This is a genomic window from Streptomyces sp. BK239, from assembly GCF_004217285.1.
In the GTDB taxonomy this organism is placed as follows: Bacteria; Actinomycetota; Actinomycetes; order Streptomycetales; family Streptomycetaceae; genus Streptomyces.
On record NZ_SHKS01000001.1, the window covers coordinates 642,339 to 660,759 of the forward strand.

Below are 18,421 nucleotides of genomic sequence, written 5' to 3' on the forward strand. Positions count from 1 at the left end.
AGTGGGCTCCACTCACGCCACATTGGCCGCATGACTGCTCGCTCCACCCCTCGACCGACCCGACTTCCGGTCACCGTACGTGCGTTCACGCAGCGGCTGAGCGCGACGCCGCGCGGGGCGCGGCTGGCCAGGCGCCTGGCGCTGAGCCAGCTCGACGCGTGGGGCATCCCGCACGGCACGGACGTGTCGGAGGCGGTCGCCGTGATCGTGGCCGAGCTGGCGGCGAACGCGGTGACCCACGGCCGGGTGCCGGGCCGGGACTTCGAGCTGCGGCTGTCGCTCGTCGCGGGGAGCGTCCGCGTCGAGGTGAGCGACACCCGGGCCGAACCGCCGCTTCCGCCGGGACCGAACGCCGTACGGGAGCCGCTGCCGCTGGAGGAGGGCGGCCGGGGGCTGGTGCTGGTGCACGCGCTGGCGGCCCGCTGGGAGGTGGTGGACCGGGTGCCGCCGCCGGGGAAGACGGTGCGCGCGGAGGTCGACGTGCCGGGATGGCTGGGGATCGTGAAGAGATGTCCGGTCTGAGTGGCCCCGGAGGCGGCGGGGTCGCACTGACCGGGCGTCACCGCGCGCTCGGTGACACCCGGTCGGCGCTCAGGCCCTCGCGACGGTCAGCTGGTCTCCACGCCGAGGGTCAGGGCGCCCGCGTAGCCGGCGGAGGGTGAACTCCCCAGCGCGGACAGGGTGAGCAGCCCGGAGGCCGCGCCGCCCCCGTCGTAGATCGAGTCCCGGGCGAGGGTGGTCCGGGTGACGCGGTTGGTGGAGTACGGCGAGATCGCGGCGACCCGGGTGGTGACGGTCTCGCTGAAGAAGAGCTGGCCGGTGTGGATCTCCCGGCCGCCCGTGAAGTGGCCGTCGGAGGTCAGGGTGACGCCGGTGTGGACCTTGACGTGGATGTGGATGCAGCGGCCCACGTACCAGCCGGGGTAGACGGACGTGATGACCGCGACGCCGGCGGAGTTCGTGAGCACTCCGCCGCGCAGGAAGGTGCCGTTGTCGGGCTCGCTGTGTCCGTTCTTGCCGACGAAGCCGGAGTACTCGCCGAGCGCGTCGGCGTGCCAGAGCTCGACGAGTGCGCCCCGGAGCGGGGCGCAGGTGTCGTCGTCGACGACGGTGAGGGTCAGCTTCAGCGGGACGCCGGGCTTGCCCTCGCTGATGTCGGAGCGGACGTACTGCCCGTCGAGGTAGTAGGGGCCTTCGGTCATCTCCCGCGTGAGCGTGCACACGGCTGCGGCCGCGGTGTCCTGGCGGGTGCCGTTGAGGGCGCCGGCCGAGGCGGCGCCTCCCACGGCCAGGGCGGCGGCGGTGGCGCCGCCGGCGACCAGCACCGTGCGACGCGCGACGGGGATACGGCTTTCCGAATTGCTCGAAGAGGTGTCTGTCATGAACACGGCATGTTAGGGAGCCTCCCTGTCAGCCACCTGTCAGTTCGGCAAAGCGCCGCCCCGTCAAGTCGCTTGCGGGCCGCGTCGAAGCGCCCGCGCCCCGGGACACGGCGAAGCCCCCGGCCGACTGGCTGTCGGCCGGGGGCTCGGTGTCCGTCACCTCAGCAGATCTCCACCTCGATGCCGAAGTGGGACCTGATGTTCTGCGCCATGTCCTCGCCGGCGAGGCCGGGGACGGCGCGGTCCCACCAGGCCGTGCCGCCCGGCACGGGGTGCCCGGCGCCGAGGAGTTCCCGGAACTTCGCGTCGATCCGCGCCACTTCGGCGGCGAACCACTCGATCTCCGGGGTGTCCCGGACGACGGGATCGTCCAGGACACCTTGCAGGAAGCGCCGCACCGAGAGCTCGTCCCGGTATTCGTACAGCGTTCCGTCGTACCCCTCGCGGCAGTCGTCGACGAAGGTCTCCCACTGTTCCAGCACGGCGAACGGTGTGGACACCTGTCGGCGTCCGGCCCGCACCGCCATGTGCCGGAACCTGTCGACGAACGTCGTCGCCATGTGGTCCGTCACCTCCTGTCGGTCACAGTCTCGTGTCCTTGTCGCCCATCGTCGAGCGACGGAAGTAGGTCAGCCCCTCCTTCGGGCGGAAGAACGTGGAGATCGTGCCGCCGCCGTTGAGATAACCGTAGTAGCCCGTGCTCGGGTCGAACCGGTGCATGCCGCCAGTCCTCGTCCGCACGGTGATGGACCCGTCGGGGCCGTCACCGTCCATGAAGTCCCTGGCCGCCTCCCGGTACGCCCTGCGTCCGCCGAGCCTGTCGAACTCGGGCAGACTCGCCTCATGCGCACGCGGTTCGCGCACCTTCCCCTTCTTGATGCGGAAGTCGACGCCCTTGACGTGCTTGGAGTAGTGCCCGTTGGCGGACAGCGTGGAGTTGAAGTCCGGCCGGGAGTCGACGCAGTTGTGGACGAGGACGGGCGCCGCCCCGACGAGCACGTAGTACGTGTGCGCGTCCGTGACGGTCAGGTTGTGGACCGTCGCCTTCGCCGTCCAGGCCTCGACCGAGCCGATCTGGATCCAGGTGCCCGAGGACGTCTGGAGCCACTGTCCCGGTTTCAGCTCCCCGGCGTCGATCCACTCCCGCAGGGACGGCACCCAGAAGGGGTGACCGGCCGTCGCGGTGACCGTGGTGGTCTTCGCCTTCGCCTTCGCCGCCGGGCCGTCGTGCACGGTCAGCGTGATCCGGACGAGGTCCTTGCTGCCCTTGCCGACGATCGTCGCCGTGGCCGTCTGGACGGAGGTCTTCCCCGTCCTCGGGTCGGTGGCGACGACCTTGTCGCCGGCCTTGACCTTCTCGATCGGCTTGGTCGAACCGTCGGCCATCAGCACCCGGGTACCGGGGACGAAGCTGTTGGCGCCGGCGACCGACTCGCAAGCCGCTCCCTTGACCTCTTCCTTCGCGGTCTCCTTGGCCTCTTCCTTGACCTCCTTCGCGACCTTCTTCACGGCCCGCTTCACCTGCGAGGGCTTCGGACGCGGCTTCGGCTGCGAACGAGGCTTGGCCCGCGGCTTCGGACGGGCCGCCGCCTTGCGGGCCGCCGCTCGACGGGCCGCCGCCTTCTTCGCCGCGGCACGTGCCGCGCGGGCACGGGCCTGGGCTGCCGCCCTCCTCGCCGCCGCGCGCTTGGCCGCCGCACGGGCCGCTGCCCGCTTGGCTGCCGCTCGTTTGGCCGCCGCCGCCTTGCGTGCGGCTTCCCGGCGGGCCTTGGCCGCCGCGCGCTTCGCGGCCTCCAGGGCACGCTTGCGCGCCAGGGCAGCGGCACGACGGGCCGCCGCCTGGGCCGCCTTGCGGGCCGCGATGATCGCCGCACGACGGGCCGCCGCGCGGATCGCCGCCTGGATGGCGATACGGGCCGCGATACCGATCAGGATCGGGAAGAACGTGCCCGAGGGGTCGGAGAAGGTGGCCGGTGCGTTGTTGCTGTAGGCGTACGCGTTCATCGTGGCCGGCTGTCCGTAGTCGACCATCGGGTCGACCTGGAGGAACCGCCCGGTCGCCGGGTCGTAGTCACGGGCGCCCAGGCGGGTCAGTCCCGTGTCCTTGTCGACCGTGCCGCCGACGAAGCCGCGCTCGCCGGGCCAGGCGGTGGGCTGCTGCCCGCGCGCCTCACCGAACGGCATCGACTTGCGCCGGGTGACGCCCATCGCCGGGTCCGCCATGTTCACGACCGTGTGGGACGTGCCGTGGTGGTCGGCGATCATCAGCTGACGCACGCCGCCGGTCGCACGGACCGTCGTCATGCCGTCGGGGTGGGCGTAGAAGCGCTCCGCCTTGGCGGAGGTGTTGGACGCGTCGACGGTCAGCTCGGCGTCGGCGAGGTACAGGGTGCGGCTGCCGTCCGCGCCGGTGCGGATGAGGCGCTCGCCGTCCGCGCCGTACAGGTACGACGTGGTCTGCGTGCCGCCGCCCTCGACCGGCTGGGTCACCTTGCGCAGCTGGCCCTCGACGTCGTAGTCGAGCGTCTGGTTGGTGCCGCCGTGCTGGCGTCCGACCGTGTTGCCGCCCTTGTCGTAGGCGAAGGTGTTCAGGCGCTCGCCCTGCGGGCCGGTCGACTTGATCTCGGCCAGCGCGTTCGGGCCGCCCACGCCCTCCTTTCCGTACAGATACGTGCGGGTGACGTCCTTCGCGGCGTCTCCCGTCGGGTCGTGCTCGACGAGCTTCTTGCGGTTGCCCGCGTCGTCGTACTCGTACGAGTTCCAGTACGCGTCCGGACCGCCGACCGTGTCCTTCGACGGGGCCGCCGTGCAGTCGTCCGCCGTCTTCGACGTCCAGGCCGAGGTCATCTGCCTGAGCTGGTCGTGGACGAAGCACTGGGTGTCGGTCTTGCCCGCGTCGGGCGCCGCGCTGCCGGGCACGTCGGTGACCTTGGTGACGTTGCCGGCCTCGTCGTACCCGTACCGCGTCTCGTTGATGCGGACGGGGGCGACGTCCCGGTCGAAGGTGGCCGTCTGGAGGCGGCGCGTGAACTCGTCGTAGACGTACGAGCCGTACACCTTCTTGCCGGCCGGACCGGATTCGGTGCGCAGGAGCTCACCGAAGGCCGAGTACTCGGCGCCCGAGAAGTAGGTCGAGGCACCGCTCACTCCGATCAGCAGATCGTCGGAGTCATAGCGCAGGACGACCCGCTCGGTCACCAGACCGCCCACGCCCGGCACCGACACCCAGGCGAGGTTGCCGGTCGGCGTGTAGGAGTACTCGTACTCGTACGTGCCGGCCAGGCCGGTCTCCTCGGCGGGGATCACCGTCTTCGTCTTCTTCACCCGGTAGGCGTTGTCGAACTCGGTGATCTCCTCCCGGTACTCACGGCCGTTGTCGTAACGGATCTGCGCCGTGGGCAGTCCCTTGGCGAGGGTGTCGTACGTCCACTCGATGCGCTTCGGGCCGGTGGCACTCCCCTCGCGCAGGGTTTCCGGACGGCCGCCCGCGTCGTAGGTGGTGAACAGGGACCGCTTCATCGGGTCCACGGTCTCGACCACGTTGTCCGCGTTGTCGTACCGCATCTCCGTGCGTCCGCCGTCGGGGTCGACGACGGCCGTCTGACGGCCCCGCTTGTCGTACTCGAACGTCGTCACCGCACCGCCCGGCGCGGTCACCGTGCGCAGGTTGTCCAGGTCGTCGTACTCGTAGACGGTGTCCCGCCACTTCGTACGCCCGGGGTTCGTGTACTCGCGCAGCCTTTCCGTGCGGCCCTCGGCGTCCTCGAAGGTCGCCGTGACCGTGTCGCCCTTCGGCGGGATCGTCGTGGAGACGTCCCCGTCGCGTTCGGTCGTCGTGCGGAGCTTCTCCGTGCCGCGGTAGTACGTGATCTCCGCGGTGGGCTGGCCCAGCCCGTCGAAGGTGGTGCGGTTCTGCGACGGCACGTCCTGGTCGCCGACCGGGAGCAGCTTCGGCTCGGGCTCGGAGGAGTTGTAGTAGCCGTCGTTCTCCTTCCAGACCCGGCCGACGCTGTCGTAGAAGGTGTCGTTGACGATCCGCCCCGCGCCGACCGCCTCGTCCTGCGTCTGCCGCTCGCGCAGCAGGCCGTCGAGGATCTCGTACGACACGGCGTACTGGCCGTTGTCCTTCAGCGTCCGCGAGGTGACGACCGTCGGGCCGTCACGGCGGACGGTGTAGTCGTAACTGGCGGACGGGCTCTGCGACGGATCGCGGTCGATCTCCCAGACCTTCAGGAGCCGGCCCAGCGGGTCGTACTCCATGGTCGACGACTTGCCGTTGGCGTCGATCTCCTTCTTCGGCAGACCGCGGACCTCGTCGAACTCCGTGGTCTCCGTGTGCAGGAGCGGGTCGGTGGAGACCTGCTTCAGCGGACGCGCCACGGTCTTCGGGGTGAACTCGACGGACGTCTTGCGGTTGTCCGCGTCCCACGTGGCGACCTCACGGCCGTGGATGTCGTACTCGGTCCTGTCGATGGTGACGTAACCGTCGCCGGTCGCGTTCATCTCCTGGACCTCGGTGGGCAGACCCCTGGTGGGGGCCGCGCCGAAGGCCAGGTTGTCGTAGAACGTGCGGCTGTCCTCGACGACCTCGCCGCCCGTGGTGCCGCAGGCTCCGAGGGTGGTCTTCTCGCGGGACTCCAGCTCGATCAGGTGCGCCCCGGTGTTACGGGCGTAATCGACCGTGGAGCAGCGGACCTTGCCGCCGGGTGTCTTCTCCTCGACCTGGTACGGCAGGCCGTAGCCGTCGTACTTGGTGGTCTCGGTGGAGGTGCGCCAGGTCTCGCCCTTGACCCGCTCGCGGGTGCGGACGGTCTCCGGGCGGGTCATCCAGGCCTCGAGCGGCGTGGTCCCGGCACGGGTCCGGGTGGCCGTCTTCACCGCCCAGGGGGTGGTGACGGTCGCCGAGTCGACGGGACCGCCGTCGGACTCGTAGGTGATCTGTTCCAGCAACTGCCCCTGGTACTGCGGCAGATCCTGGTGGCTGGCGCCGTCACTGGTCTCCACGGCGGACGAACGCGTGCCGGAGGGCAGCTTGTCGCCGTGCAGGCCGCGGAAGTAGCGGTGCTCGCTGAGCTGCTTGACGTCACTGCCGGCGCCCTGGCGGGTGCGGACCCGCTCGTAGCCGCGGTACTGCGACCAGGTGCGGTACTTCTTCTCGGTGAACTCGCTGTCGTCCCAGGCCCACGCGGCGCCGCCGAGGAACTCGTACGAGGTGACCTTGGCGGGGCTGTCGGTGACCAGGTCCTCTTCGCTGACCTGGGTGACGACGTACTTGTGGAACCAGTCCTTGACCTGTGCCGTCGCGCCCTTGGGCGTCCAGAACTGCGGGAAGCAGCGCATGGTGTTGGACTCCGGCGAGGCCGGCATCCGCTTCGGCTCCAGGGCCTGGCAGTCCTTGGCCGAGTAGGTGACGCCGATCCGGCCGCCGGTCTCGGTGTCGATGGCGTGGACGCGGTAGCGGGAGAAGGGCGGCAGGCCCTCCACGCCGTCGACGCGGTTGTCCATCTGGAGGCCGGCGAAGGTGACCTTCGGCATGTCCGCCGTGCCGCCGGCGCCGTGCCCGGTACGGGCGATCGACTCCAGCCACAGGGCCGGGGAGGTGGCGTCACCGGTGGGCGGGTAGGACTGCTCCAGCGTCCAGGTGTCGACCGGCTTGAGGGCGCTGCCGACGAGCACGCTGGTGCTGATCTTCGTCAGGCGCTTGGTCGTCCAGAACGTGGGGGAGAACTTGTCGGTGCACTTGGCGCCCGAGGCGCACTCCTGGTCCAGCGGGGTGTCCGGCCAGTGCTTGGCGTTGGCCGTGGTCCGCTTGGTCTCGGCGCAGTCGAACGCCGTGCCGGGGATGCACCGTTCGGACAGAGTGAAGTCGACGCGGCCGGCCGGCAGGACGCCGAACAGCTTGTCGGAGCGCAGGCCGTAGTCGATGCGCGCGAGCTGCGCGTTGCGGTCGTAGCGGGCCTGCTGATCGGCCTTCATGTTCTGGCCGTAGAAGTTGGTGAACTTGGTCCACCACAGGGTCATGGCGTCGCCCAGCGGGTCGACCACGTAGTCCAGGTTCCAGCGGTACGCCTGGGCGCAGTCGGAGTCCATGAACGCCGTGGCGTGGCAGGGCTCGTCGGGGTGGTTGCCGAACACCGGCACGGTGAGCGCCGAGTTGGTGACCGTGCCGTCGGGAGCGCCCGGCAGCTTGTTCAGGCCGAAGTGGTACTGGGTGCCGTCCGTGGTGGTCAGGATCCAGTACTCGCCGTCCTTGGCGCCGTTCGCGGCCCCGGTCTTGTGCTGGAGGCGCGAGCCGTCGTCGTCGGCGGGACGCCACTCGTCGGTGCCGTCCTTCTTGACGAGTTCGGTGGTGTTGCCGCCCAGCGACATCACGACGTGGTCGGAGCCCCAGCACAGGTCGCCGCTGTCGCCGGTGTTGTTGGGCTTCTTCCCGTCGACGGCGTCCTTGTCGTCCGAGCAGGAGCGGTACTTGCGCTCGATGTAGCCCGGCTCGTAGTCCCAGCCCTCGGCGATCCAGGAGGACTGCGCGTTGGTGGACGCGGTGCGGCCGTCCACCGCCTGCGAGGAGTAGGACAGTTCGACCTCGGGCTGCGGACCGCCGGGCACCTCGGGCGCCTCGATCGGGTAGGCCCAGGAGAAGCCGCCGGAGGACGAGCCGGCCATCCAGGAGCCGGACGGCGCGAGCGAGGTCGCGGCATGGCTTCCGCCGGGTCCGGAGGCCTCTGCCGCGGCGGCGAGCACGGTGGGCGCGGCAGCCAGGTCGGCGGTGGCCCGGACCGTCTTCGCGGCCGGGTCGTTGGCGCCGGGCAGGGCGGTGCGGGTACGGCACTGCTCCAGCTCGGGCGTGGTCAACGCGCAGGCGGGAAGCTGGTACAGACGGAGCCGGGAGCCCCAGTCACCGCCGTAGGTGTCCTTGAACGACGCGTAGTCCAGCTCCAGTTCGACGGAGCCTGACGCGGCGGGAGCCAGGCCGGTGTTCGCCGGCGCGGCGGTGAACAGGACGCCCTGGACGCCGGCCGCGCGGGCGGCCCCCTCGTCCTTGATCTGGACCTGGAGGGCGCTGCCGGCGTCGGCGGCGGCCTTCTTCGGGGTCGCGCCGCGGACGCTCAGCGCCGTACGGGCGGGTGCGGCCGTGGCCTGACGGGCTTTCACCATGCCGCTCCGCACGGCGGTGTCCGCGCCCGGCGCGGTGGAGCCGGCGGTCAGCGGCGCCCGCTTGGGAAGCTTGTCGCGACTGTCGGTGACCAGTGTCGTGAACGTGCCGGGCGACACCTTTCCGGCCGCGGGCTTGAAAGCGCCCTCGGCGTCGTCCCGGGTGGCCGGACGCTTCTTGTCGAAGTCGCGTCCGGGAACGGACGGATCGCGCTTCACGTCCGAGATCCTCGTGCTCCCGTCGGCGGCACTCGCGTCGTCGGGTATGAGGCCGACGAAGAGCACGAGGCCCACGAACAGGGAGACGGATCTGTGCCAGTGGCTGAAATAGCGTAACTGTCTTATGACTTGGTCCACTGAAGGACCTCCCCCTCACTCACTCTGCGTGATCTCACTCTGTGTGATCGAGTGTTGAACGGTCAGACATTAGGCGTTGCCGATCACCCTGACAAGCAAAGGAAAGGCAATGCGACAATCCCCACTTTGCTCATGCGTAGGTAAAGAACTGCCTTTCCTGCGTGTACTGTTCGGCCTCGCGGCCCAGTGAAAGGGCGCGCAGCGGCCCCCTTGCGGGGCGCGCACGGCAACGACTCCGGGGGGATTCGCCCATGCCAGAAACATCCCGAAGACAGCGTCCGGCGAGGCGCTCGGCCCGGGCCGCGCTCGTCGCGGTGCTCGCCGGCGGGACGCTCGGGCTGACGCCGCTGATGCCGCTCACGGCCGGCGCCGCCGACGCCCGTCCGGCCGAGGCGGCCGCCGACGCCGAGGAGAGCGCACTCCAGCAGGCCGCCCAGAGCGGCAAGCCCGTGGAAGTGGTGTCCGCCCGCACCGAGACCAGCGAGACGCACGCCCTGCCCAACGGGAACCTGCGCACCACCCAGCACAGCCTGCCCGTCCGCGTGAAGCGCGAGGGCGTGTGGACCGCGGTGGACACCACGCTCACCGAGGCCGCGGGCCGGATCTCGCCCAAGGCCGCGCCCGGCCGCGTCACGTTCTCCGCGGGCGGCGACACCAAACTGGTGACCTTCGCCGACCAGGGCGGCGAACTCGCCCTGACCTGGCCCAAGCCCCTGCCCGAGCCCGTGCTCGACGGAGCGAGGGCCACCTACCCGGAGGTGTTACCGGGCGTCGACCTGGCGGTGAAGGCCAGCGTGGACGGCTTCAGCCAGGCGCTGATCGTGAAGACGCCCGAGGCCGCCGCCAACCCCGACCTGGCGCGGATCGACTTCGGTCTGAGCGCCGAGGGGCTCGACCTCACCAAGGACACGGTGAGCGGCACCCTGAAGGCGGTGAACGCGGCCGGGCAGACGGTCTTCGCGTCGTCCACGGCCCGGATGTGGGACTCGTCCGGGACGGAGGAGGAGCAAAGCGCCTCCCGGACGCCGGCCGCGGCCAAGGCTCCCGCCGGCCCGGCGGCGAAGTCACCGCGCACGGCGACCGCCACGACCGCGTCCGAGAACGATCCCTCCCCGCTCACCTCCAAGAGCAGCGAGGTCGGCGTCCGGGTCTCCGACGAGAAGATCACCCTGACGCCCGACCAGAAGCTCCTCAACGCGCCGGACACCCGCTTCCCGGTGTACATCGACCCCCGGACGACCGGCACCCGCGAGGCCTGGACCATCGCCTACAAGCCGCATCCGACCAGCAGCTACTGGAACGGCACCGGCTGGGACGGCGGCAAGACGGACGAGGCGCGCGTGGGCTACGAGTCGTCGTCCGGCGGCACGGCCCGCTCCTACTTCCGCGTCGGCAGCAAGTTCCTGGCCGGCGTGAAGGTGATCGACGCGCAGTTCCAGATCACCGAGACGCACGCGTGGTCCTGCACGCCGAAGCCGGTCGAGCTGTGGCTCACCGGCGGGATCTCCTCGGCCACCACCTGGAACAAGCAGCCGGCCCTGAAGACCCTCCAGGACAGCCGCAACTACGCCCACGGCAACGAGGACGTCGGCTGCGCCAACAAGGCGGTCGACTTCGACGCCAAGGACGCGGCCGTCAAGGCGGCGGCCTCCAAGTGGTCCAACGTCACCTTCGGCCTGAAGGCGCCGGACAAGGCGGAGGACTCCAAGGACGAGTACAGCTGGAAGAAGTTCAAGCCGGACGCCAAGCTGATCGTCGAGTACAACCGTCCCCCGAAGGCCCCTTGGGCGCTGGACACCATCCCCAGCTCCAAGGTGAGCGCCACCGAGTGCGGCAACGGCTCGTCGTACGTCACCCTCGGCAACACCGACGTGACGCTGACCGCTCAGGTCTGGGACCCGGACGGCGGCGGCGTCAACGTGCAGTTCCATCTGTGGGCGACCGGCAAGCACGACACCGCGCCGGGCATCATCTTCGACAAGCGCGTGAAGGTCACCGTGAAGGCCGCCGACTCCAAGGGCGCGCAGGCGCGGGTCGTCGTGGGCAAGGACCTGCTGAAGAAGCATCTCGGCGCCAGCAACGGCCAGTTCTCCTGGAAGGCACAGGCCGAGGACACCGCGGACGCGAACTTCGCCTCCGACTGGACGCCCACCAAGGGCGCGCCGGGCTGCCGTTTCGGCTTCGACCCGAACGCGCCGACCGTGATGCCGGTCGTCGACTCCAAGGACGACCTGTACCCGGAGACCACGGCCGACATGGAGCCCGTGGAGGGCGCGCTGTCGCGCACCAAGGGCGTGTTCGAGTTCGGCGCGAACGGCGTCGCGGACACCGTCGACTACCTGTACGGCCTGGACCGCACCCCGCCGAACGTGTCGGCCAAGCCCGCGGCCAAGGGCGGCAAGGCGACCGCCGAGATCACCCCGCTCACGCCGGGACCGCACACGCTGTACGTGCGCATGGTGGACGCGGGCGGCAACCCCGGCCCCGTCTACCCGTACCGGTTCTACGTGAAGAGCCCGGGCGTGACGGACAAGCCCGGTGACGTCAACGGCGACGGTCTGCCGGACATGTTCGCGATCGACGGCGCCGACAACCTGCGCCTGTACGGCGGCACGGGCGCCGGCAAGGTCGCGACGATGCTCCCGCTGTCCTCCGGCGGCGGCTGGGGAGGCTCGCTGCTGACGCACCGGGGCGACTGGACCGAGGACTTCTACGAGGACCTGGTGGCCCGCCGCTCCGACGGCAAGCTGTACCTGTACCCGAACAACGGGCAGGGCGAGTTCACCGACGACACCAAGCAGGAGGTGTACGTCTTCCCGGACCCGGAGACCGAGGTGGCGATCGACCCGGCGACGATCAAGCAGATCGTATCGGTCGGTGACATCACCCCGGACGCCGAGTCAGCCAACCCCGACTTCGTCGCGGTCATCGGCGACCAGCTGTGGTTCCTGCCGGGCTACGCCTACGGCACGGTCGAGTCGGGCTACGTGATCGGCGGCAGCGGCTGGGGCAAGATGCAGCTCGCCTCCCCCGGCGACGTGGACGGCGACGGCTTCGCCGATCTGCTCGCCCGTGACACCGTCGGCGGCGGACTGTGGGTCTACCACGGCCGCAGCCCGGGTGACGCGGACGGCGACGGGATCCCCGACGGCGGCACCGACCCGGCCTCCCTGGGCGACGGCGCCAACCGCACGGCCCACGCCACCGGCTGGACCCCGGCGGCCCGCCCGCTGTTCACCGCCACCGGCGACACCGACGGCGACGGCATCGCGGACCTGTGGACCACGACGCCGAACACCACGGCAGGCCTGGAGTACCTCCCGGGCCGCCGAACGGGCGTGGGCACCCCCACGGTCGTCGGCACAGGCGGCTGGCAGACGATCAAACTGATCGCCTAGGCGGTCGGCCCGGAAGGGACCTGACAGCACGGAGAGCACGGAGCCCCCGGCCGACAACCCGTCGGCCGGGGGCTCCGCTGCGTCGGCTCGGCGGGGGTCAGCCGGCCTGGCCCATTCCCGCCGCGTTGGGCCAGCTCTGGGCGTTGGGCCAGCCGGTGGCCGCTGCCGGGGAGAGGCCGTTGGTGCCGCGGACCTGGGCGGCGGTCAGGCCGCCTCGGGCCGGGACGCCCGGAGGGGTCTGGCCGGAGGCCATGGGAGCCGCGGCCGGCGTCATCGCCGGCGCGGGCGCGGGGGCGGGGGCCGGGGCCGGCGGCGGGGCCATCGCCGCGGGGGTCATGGCAGCCGGGGCCATCGCCGCGGGAGCCATCGCGGCGGGCGCCATCGGCGGCGGAGCCATCTGCGGCGGCACGGGCGCCATCGGCGGGGCCATGGCAGCCGGTGCCATCGCGGGCGTCATCGCCGGGGCGGGGGCGGGGGCGGGGGCCGGGGCGGGCGGCTGGGGCGCCGGTATCGACTGGGGGAAGATCTGGGCCGCCGCCGGCAGCGGCACCCCGGAGCCGTCGGAGGGGGTCGGGGCCGACATGCCGGCGGCGGCGGCCGGGGCTGGGGGCAGCCCCGGCGCACCGGCGCCCATGGCCTGAGCGGCAAGGCCCGGCATGCCGGCCCCGTTGGTAGCCCCCACCAGCCGATCCACGGCCGCCGTGCCCGAGCTGTAGCTGGTCCCGGCGCTCAGCTCGGGCACGGCGGCTCCCCTCCTGTTCCCGTAGAGCACCTGTTCCAGGCCGGACACCAGGCGACGCACGTCGACCTGGGGGCGCACCACGAGCCTCAGGAAGCGGCTGGAGGAGCCGATCTTGTTGCCGCACTCGCGGACCAGGATCCGGTGCTCGGTGAGCAGCCGGTCGCGGACCACGGTGCCCTCGGCGCCGACGGGGAGGCGCACGAAGAGGAAGTTCCCCTGCGAGGGGTAGACGGTCAGGCCGGGCAGCGCGGAGAGCTGGCTGGCCATCTCCAGACGGTCCCGGCGCACCTGCATCAGGCTCTGCGCGTACTCGGGGCCGTGCTCCTTCAGCATGAACACCACGTGCTCGGCGAAGGAGTTGAGATTCCACTTGGGCAGCATGGAGCGGACCCGCCCGGCCAGCGCCGGGTTCGCGACCAGGTAGCCGAAGCGGATGCCGTGCAGGCCGAAGTTCTTGCCGAGGCTGCGCAGCACGACGACGTTGGGCCGCAGCATTGCCTCCTGCACCACGCTCGGCTCGGCCTCGGCGTCGGCGAACTCCAGGAACGACTCGTCGATGACGATCAGGTCCAGGTCGGCCATCGCGTCCATGAACTGCACCAGCGCGTGCTTGTGCAGGAACCCGCCGTCGGGGTTGTTCGGGTTGCAGATGACGGCGACCCGGGTGCCGCGGGTGCGGATGAACTCGGCGTACTGCGCGAGGTCGAGGGCGAAACCGCTGGACTCCTGGAGCGGGAACATGTCGACCCGCTTGCCGGTCTCCATCGGCTGGTCGGTCCAGCGGCCGAAGGTGGGGACGGGCACCGCGAGGGACTCGCGGACCAGCAGGTGGTCGATCCAGGTGATCAGCTCGGTGGAGCCGTTGCCCATCGCGACGGCCTGCGGCGGGAGCCCGAGCAGGTTGCACAGCTCGGCGGTGATGGTGTCGGCGCTGCTCGGGTAGTACGTGATGATGTCCCGCAGCCGGTTCGACATCTCGTCGAACATCTGCGGGGTGGGGAAGTAGGGATTGCAGGGGATGCAGAAGTCCACCGGCCCGCCCCCGTCGCCGCCCTCGCGGGTCAGCGCCGCCATCGACGGGCTGTGCGCCGCGGTGCTGCGGAACAACGAGGTGACGTTGTCGGCCATGGAACCTCCGTATGGGGCGGGCCCGGTGGGGACGACCGGGCCCGTCGTCATCTGGGTGGCCCGCGCGGGGGAGCACGGGCCGTCCCTACATACGCAGGCCGGGGCGCGACTGTTCAACCGCCGAGAAGCGGGTGTCAGTTGCGCCCCGTCGCTGAGGGGACGTCAGCAGTCGAAGGAGTGGACCGTCGTCGACCGGTACGTCTGGCCGGGCCGCAGCACGGTGGACGGGAAGTTCGGCTTGTTCGGCGAGTCCGGGAAGTGCTGCGTCTCCAGGCACATGCCGTCGCCCTGGCGGTAGACGGTCCCGCCGCTTCCGACGAGCGTGCCGTCGAGGAAGTTCCCGGAGTAGAACTGCAGGCCGGGCTCGGTGGTGGAGATCGTCAGGGTGCGGCCCGAGGACGGGTCGCGCAGGGTGGCGACGGGCGCCGGCCGGGAGGTGATGCCCTTGTCGAGGACCCAGTTGTGGTCGAGGCCCTTGCCGTACAGCAGCTGCTGGTGGGCGACGCGGATGTCCTCGCCGACGGTCTTGGCGCGGCGGAAGTCGAAGGGGGTGCCCGCGACCCTCGCCAGCTCGCCGGTGGGGATCAGACCCGAGTCGACGGGCGTGTAGCGGGCGGCGTCGATCTCCAGCTCGTGGTCGTAGATGGTCCCGCTGGACTCGCCGGCGAGGTTCCAGTACACGTGGTTGGTGAGGTTGACGACGGTGGCCTTGTCGGTGGTGGCCTCGTAGTCGATGCGCCAGTCGCCGTGCCGGGTGAGGGTGTAGGTGACCTTGACCTTCAGCGTGCCCGGGTAGCCCATCTCGCCGTCGGCGCTGGTGTACCGCAGGTACAGGCCGACGTCGGAGCCCTTGGCGAACGGCTCGACGCTCCACACGTGCTTGTCGAAGCCCTTGGAACCGCCGTGCAGGCTGTTCGCGCCGTCGTTGACGTCGACCTGGTAGGACTTGCCGTCGAGGGTGAACTGCCCCTTGCCGATGCGGTTGCCGAAGCGGCCGATCAGGGCGCCGAAGTAGGGGGACTTGGCGACGTAGTCCTCGATGTTGTCGAAGCCCAGGGAGACGTTGGTGTAGCGGCCGCGACGGTCGGGGATCTCCAGGGACTGGACGATGCCGCCGTAGTCCAGGACCTTCAGCCGCGTCCCGCCGTTGGCCAGCGACCACAGGTGGACCTCGGTGCCGTCGGCGAGCGTGCCGAAGACCTTCTTCGTCGGCTTCTTCCCGCCGGATGTGGAGGCCTCGGCGACACCTCCGAGGGCGGTGGCGGCGATGCCCGCCGCAGCGGCGCCCGCGATGACCGTGCGTCTGTTCAGTTCCATGTAGCGGCTCCCGTAAGTGGGGTTGGGTGGGAGCCCCGCCGGGCCCGCGCCCCCGAAGGGGCGCGGGGAACCGCGCGGTCGGCCACGACCGGCCCGCGGGTTCGATACGGCTTGTACGGCCTTTCCCGGCGGAGCGTCCGCGCTTGCTTACGAACCGGACTTGCGCTTGTTCCACACGTCGAACCCGACGGCGACCAGCAGGGCGAGGCCCTTGATGACCTGCTGCCAGTCGGTGCCGACGCTGAGGAGGTTCATGCCGTTGTTCAGCACGCCGAGGACGAGACCGCCGATGATCGCGCCGAGGACGGTGCCCACACCGCCGCTCATGGACGCGCCACCGATGAACGCCGAGGCGATCGCCTCGAGTTCGTAGTTCAGGCCCGCCTTCGGAGAGGCCGCGTTGAGGCGGGCGGCGATCGCCAGACCAGCCAGGGCCGCGAGCACGCCCATGTTCAGGAAGACAAGGAAGGTGACCTTCTTGTCCTTGACGCCGGACAGCTTGGCCGCCGGCAGGTTGCCGCCGATGGCGTAGATGTGCCGGCCGAAGATGGAGTTGCGCATGAGGTAGCCGTACCCGACCACCAGCGCGCCCAGGATCAGCAGGATGATCGGCGCGCCCTTCCAGCTGGCGAGCAGCAGGGTGACCACGAGCAGCGCGGAGGCGATCGCGACGAGCTTGAGCAGGAAGAGGTTGGTCGGCGGCACGTCGAGGGAGAACTCCCGCTGACGCTTGCGGTCCCGGACCTCCTGCATGACCACGAAGGCGATCAGCACGATGCCGAGGAGCAGGGTGATGTTGTGGTAGTTGGTCTCCGGGCCGACCTCCGGGAGGAAGCCGTTGCCGATCTTCTGCAGCCCGAGGGGGAACGGGCCGATGGTCTGCCCCTCCAGCAGGATCTCGGTGACGCCGCGGAAGGTCAGCATCCCGGCGAGGGTGACGATGAAGGAGGGTATGCCGAGGTAGGCGATGAAGAAGCCCTGCACCGCGCCGGCCACGGCCCCCGCCAGCAGGCAGAGAGCGACGGCGACGGGCCACGGCACGTCGTGCTGCACGGTCAGCACGGCCGCGAAGGCCCCGACGAACGCCGTCAGCGAACCGACCGACAGGTCGATGTGGCCCGCGATGATGACCAGCATCATGCCGATCGCGAGGATCAGGACGTAGCTGTTCTGCAGCACCAGGTTGGAGATGTTGTGCGGCGTCAGCAGTCCGCCGTCGGTCCACACGCCGAACAGCGCCACGATCAGACCGAGCGCGATCAGCATGCCGTACTGACGCATGTTGCGGCGCAGGCCGTCCAGCACCAGCTGGAGCAGGTTCCCGCCCGCCGCGTCCCCGCTCTTGCCGGGCGGCGCGGGGGCCGGGCTCTTGGCGGTCACTTCCGTGCTCATCGGGTTACCTCTTTGTCCTTCGTCATCTGACGCATCAGCGATTCCTGCGTGGCCTCGGCACGCGGGAACTCACCCGTCAACCGCCCTGCGGCCATGGTGTAGATGCGGTCGCACATACCGAGCAGCTCCGGCAGCTCGGAGGAGATGAAGACGACCGCCTTCCCTTCCGCGGCCAGCTTGTCGATGACCGTGTAGATCTCGTACTTGGCGCCGACGTCGATGCCGCGCGTGGGCTCGTCCAGGATCAGCACGTCCGGGCCCGTGAAGATCCACTTGCTGAGGACGACCTTCTGCTGGTTGCCGCCGGACAGCTTGCCCACCGGCTCGAAGACGGTCGGCGCCTTGATGTTCATCGACTTGCGGTAGCGCTCGGCCACCTGCCGTTCCTCGTGCTCGTCGACCACGCCCCGCTTGGCGACCTTGTCCAGGGCGGTCAGCGAGATGTTCCGGTTGATGGTGTCGATGAGGTTGAGGCCGTAGTGCTTGCGGTCCTCGGTGACGTAGGCGATGCCGTGCCCGATCGCCTCCGCGACGGACTTGGTGCGGATCACCTTGCCGTCCTTGAGGACGGTGCCGCCCGTGTGCCGGCCGTAGGACCGGCCGAAGACGCTCATGGCGAGTTCGGTGCGGCCGGCGCCCATCAGCCCCGCGATGCCGACGATCTCCCCGCGCCGCACGTCGATCGACACGTCGTCGACGACCTTGCGCTGCTGGTCGATCGGGTGGTGCACGGTCCAGTTGCGGATCTCCAACGCGGGCGCCGCGCCGGCCTCCGGCGCGTGCGGGGTGCGCTCGGGGAAGCGGTTGTCGAGGTCGCGGCCGACCATGCCGGAGATGATCCGGTCCTCGCTGGTCTCCTCGGACTTGACGTCCAGGGTCTCGATGGACTTCCCGTCACGGATGATCGTCACCGAGTCGGCGACCCGGCGGATCTCGTTGAGCTTGTGGGAGATGATGATCGAGGTGATGCCCTGGTTCTTCAACTCAAGGATCAGGTCGAGGAGTTTGCCGCTGTCCTCGTCGTTCAGGGCCGCGGTCGGCTCGTCGAGGATGAGCAGCTTCACCTCCTTCGACAGGGCCTTCGCGATCTCCACGAGTTGCTGCTTGCCCACGCCGATGTCGGCGACGCGGGTCTCGGGGTGGTCGCTCAGGCCGACCCGGCGCAGCAGCTCGGAGGCGTGGCGCAGGGTCTCCCTCCAGTCGATGAGCCCGCGCTTGGCGTGCTCGTTGCCGAGGAAGATGTTCTCCGCGAGGGAGAGGTACGGCACCAGCGCCAGCTCCTGGTGGATGATGACGATGCCGTGCTGCTCGCTCGCCCGGATGTCCTTGAAGCGGCAGAGCTCTCCCTCGAAGAGGATCTCCCCCTCGTAGGTGCCGTGCGGGTGGACGCCGGAGAGGACCTTCATCAGGGTCGACTTGCCGGCGCCGTTCTCTCCGCAGATGGCGTGGACCTCGCCCTGACGGACGGTCAGTGTGACGTCCGACAGCGCTTTGACGCCGGGAAAGGTCTTGACGATCGAGCGCATTTCCAGGACGGGTCCCGCCATGGTCGT

General features: G+C 70.3%; 9 protein-coding genes. 2 read left to right on the plus strand and 7 right to left on the minus strand.

Annotation, left to right across the window (positions count from 1 at the left end; all coding sequences use genetic code 11):
• Positions 1 to 30 precede the first annotated feature (30 nt).
• The gene (locus tag EV567_RS02795; RefSeq protein ID WP_130436940.1) at positions 31 to 522 is read left to right on the plus strand and encodes an ATP-binding protein; all 492 of its coding nucleotides are present in this window, start codon (positions 31 to 33) and stop codon (positions 520 to 522) included.
• An 86-nt stretch (positions 523 to 608) separates the two neighbouring features.
• Here EV567_RS02795 and EV567_RS02800 read toward each other — a convergent pair whose 3' ends face one another.
• The 3 genes from EV567_RS02800 to EV567_RS02810 form a co-directional block, all read right to left on the minus strand.
• On the minus strand, positions 609 to 1,382 hold the full coding sequence (locus tag EV567_RS02800; protein ID WP_130436941.1) for an intradiol ring-cleavage dioxygenase: 774 nt from the start codon (positions 1,380 to 1,382) through the stop codon (positions 609 to 611).
• Positions 1,383 to 1,543: 161 nt separating this feature from the next.
• Complete coding sequence (locus EV567_RS02805; RefSeq protein ID WP_130436942.1) at positions 1,544 to 1,942, minus strand: hypothetical protein; 399 nt, start codon at positions 1,940 to 1,942, stop codon at positions 1,544 to 1,546.
• Positions 1,943 to 1,964: 22 nt separating this feature from the next.
• Positions 1,965 to 8,753 (minus strand): polymorphic toxin-type HINT domain-containing protein, encoded by a 6,789-nt coding sequence (locus EV567_RS02810; protein ID WP_242620658.1) that lies wholly within the window; start codon positions 8,751 to 8,753, stop codon positions 1,965 to 1,967.
• Between the two features lie 389 nt (positions 8,754 to 9,142).
• Here EV567_RS02810 and EV567_RS28365 point away from each other — a divergent pair, with 389 nt between their 5' ends.
• Entirely contained in the window at positions 9,143 to 12,289 is a 3,147-nt protein-coding gene (locus EV567_RS28365; protein ID WP_278044732.1) for a VCBS repeat-containing protein, read from the plus strand.
• A 97-nt stretch (positions 12,290 to 12,386) separates the two neighbouring features.
• Here EV567_RS28365 and EV567_RS02820 read toward each other — a convergent pair whose 3' ends face one another.
• The 4 genes from EV567_RS02820 to mmsA all read right to left on the minus strand — a co-directional run bounded on the left by EV567_RS02820 (position 12,387) and on the right by mmsA (position 18,415).
• Entirely contained in the window at positions 12,387 to 14,159 is a 1,773-nt protein-coding gene (locus EV567_RS02820; protein ID WP_130436944.1) for a histidinol-phosphate transaminase, read from the minus strand.
• A 162-nt stretch (positions 14,160 to 14,321) separates the two neighbouring features.
• Complete coding sequence (locus tag EV567_RS02825) at positions 14,322 to 15,476, minus strand: aldose epimerase family protein (protein ID WP_130436945.1); 1,155 nt, start codon at positions 15,474 to 15,476, stop codon at positions 14,322 to 14,324.
• A 147-nt stretch (positions 15,477 to 15,623) separates the two neighbouring features.
• Positions 15,624 to 16,868 carry a multiple monosaccharide ABC transporter permease gene (mmsB, locus tag EV567_RS02830; protein WP_130436946.1) on the minus strand — a complete coding sequence of 415 codons (1,245 nt, stop codon included), beginning with the start codon at positions 16,866 to 16,868 and terminating at the stop codon, positions 15,624 to 15,626.
• Positions 16,865 to 18,415, minus strand: coding sequence for a multiple monosaccharide ABC transporter ATP-binding protein (gene mmsA / locus EV567_RS02835; protein WP_130436947.1), 1,551 nt, complete (start codon positions 18,413 to 18,415; stop codon positions 16,865 to 16,867). Before mmsA ends, mmsB begins: the two co-directional genes overlap by 4 nt.
• Positions 18,416 to 18,421: the final 6 nt, after the last annotated feature.

Coding starts and splice junctions, on each gene's coding strand:
- EV567_RS02800 (WP_130436941.1), bottom strand. CDS start 1,382: ATGACAGACACCTCTTCGAGCAATTCGGAAAGCCGTATCCCCGTCGCG.
- EV567_RS02795 (WP_130436940.1), top strand. CDS start 31: ATGACTGCTCGCTCCACCCCTCGACCGACCCGACTTCCGGTCACCGTA.
- mmsB (WP_130436946.1), bottom strand. CDS start 16,868: ATGAGCACGGAAGTGACCGCCAAGAGCCCGGCCCCCGCGCCGCCCGGC.
- EV567_RS02805 (WP_130436942.1), bottom strand. CDS start 1,942: ATGGCGACGACGTTCGTCGACAGGTTCCGGCACATGGCGGTGCGGGCC.
- EV567_RS02825 (WP_130436945.1), bottom strand. CDS start 15,476: ATGGAACTGAACAGACGCACGGTCATCGCGGGCGCCGCTGCGGCGGGC.
- EV567_RS28365 (WP_278044732.1), top strand. CDS start 9,143: ATGCCAGAAACATCCCGAAGACAGCGTCCGGCGAGGCGCTCGGCCCGG.
- EV567_RS02820 (WP_130436944.1), bottom strand. CDS start 14,159: ATGGCCGACAACGTCACCTCGTTGTTCCGCAGCACCGCGGCGCACAGC.
- mmsA (WP_130436947.1), bottom strand. CDS start 18,415: ATGGCGGGACCCGTCCTGGAAATGCGCTCGATCGTCAAGACCTTTCCC.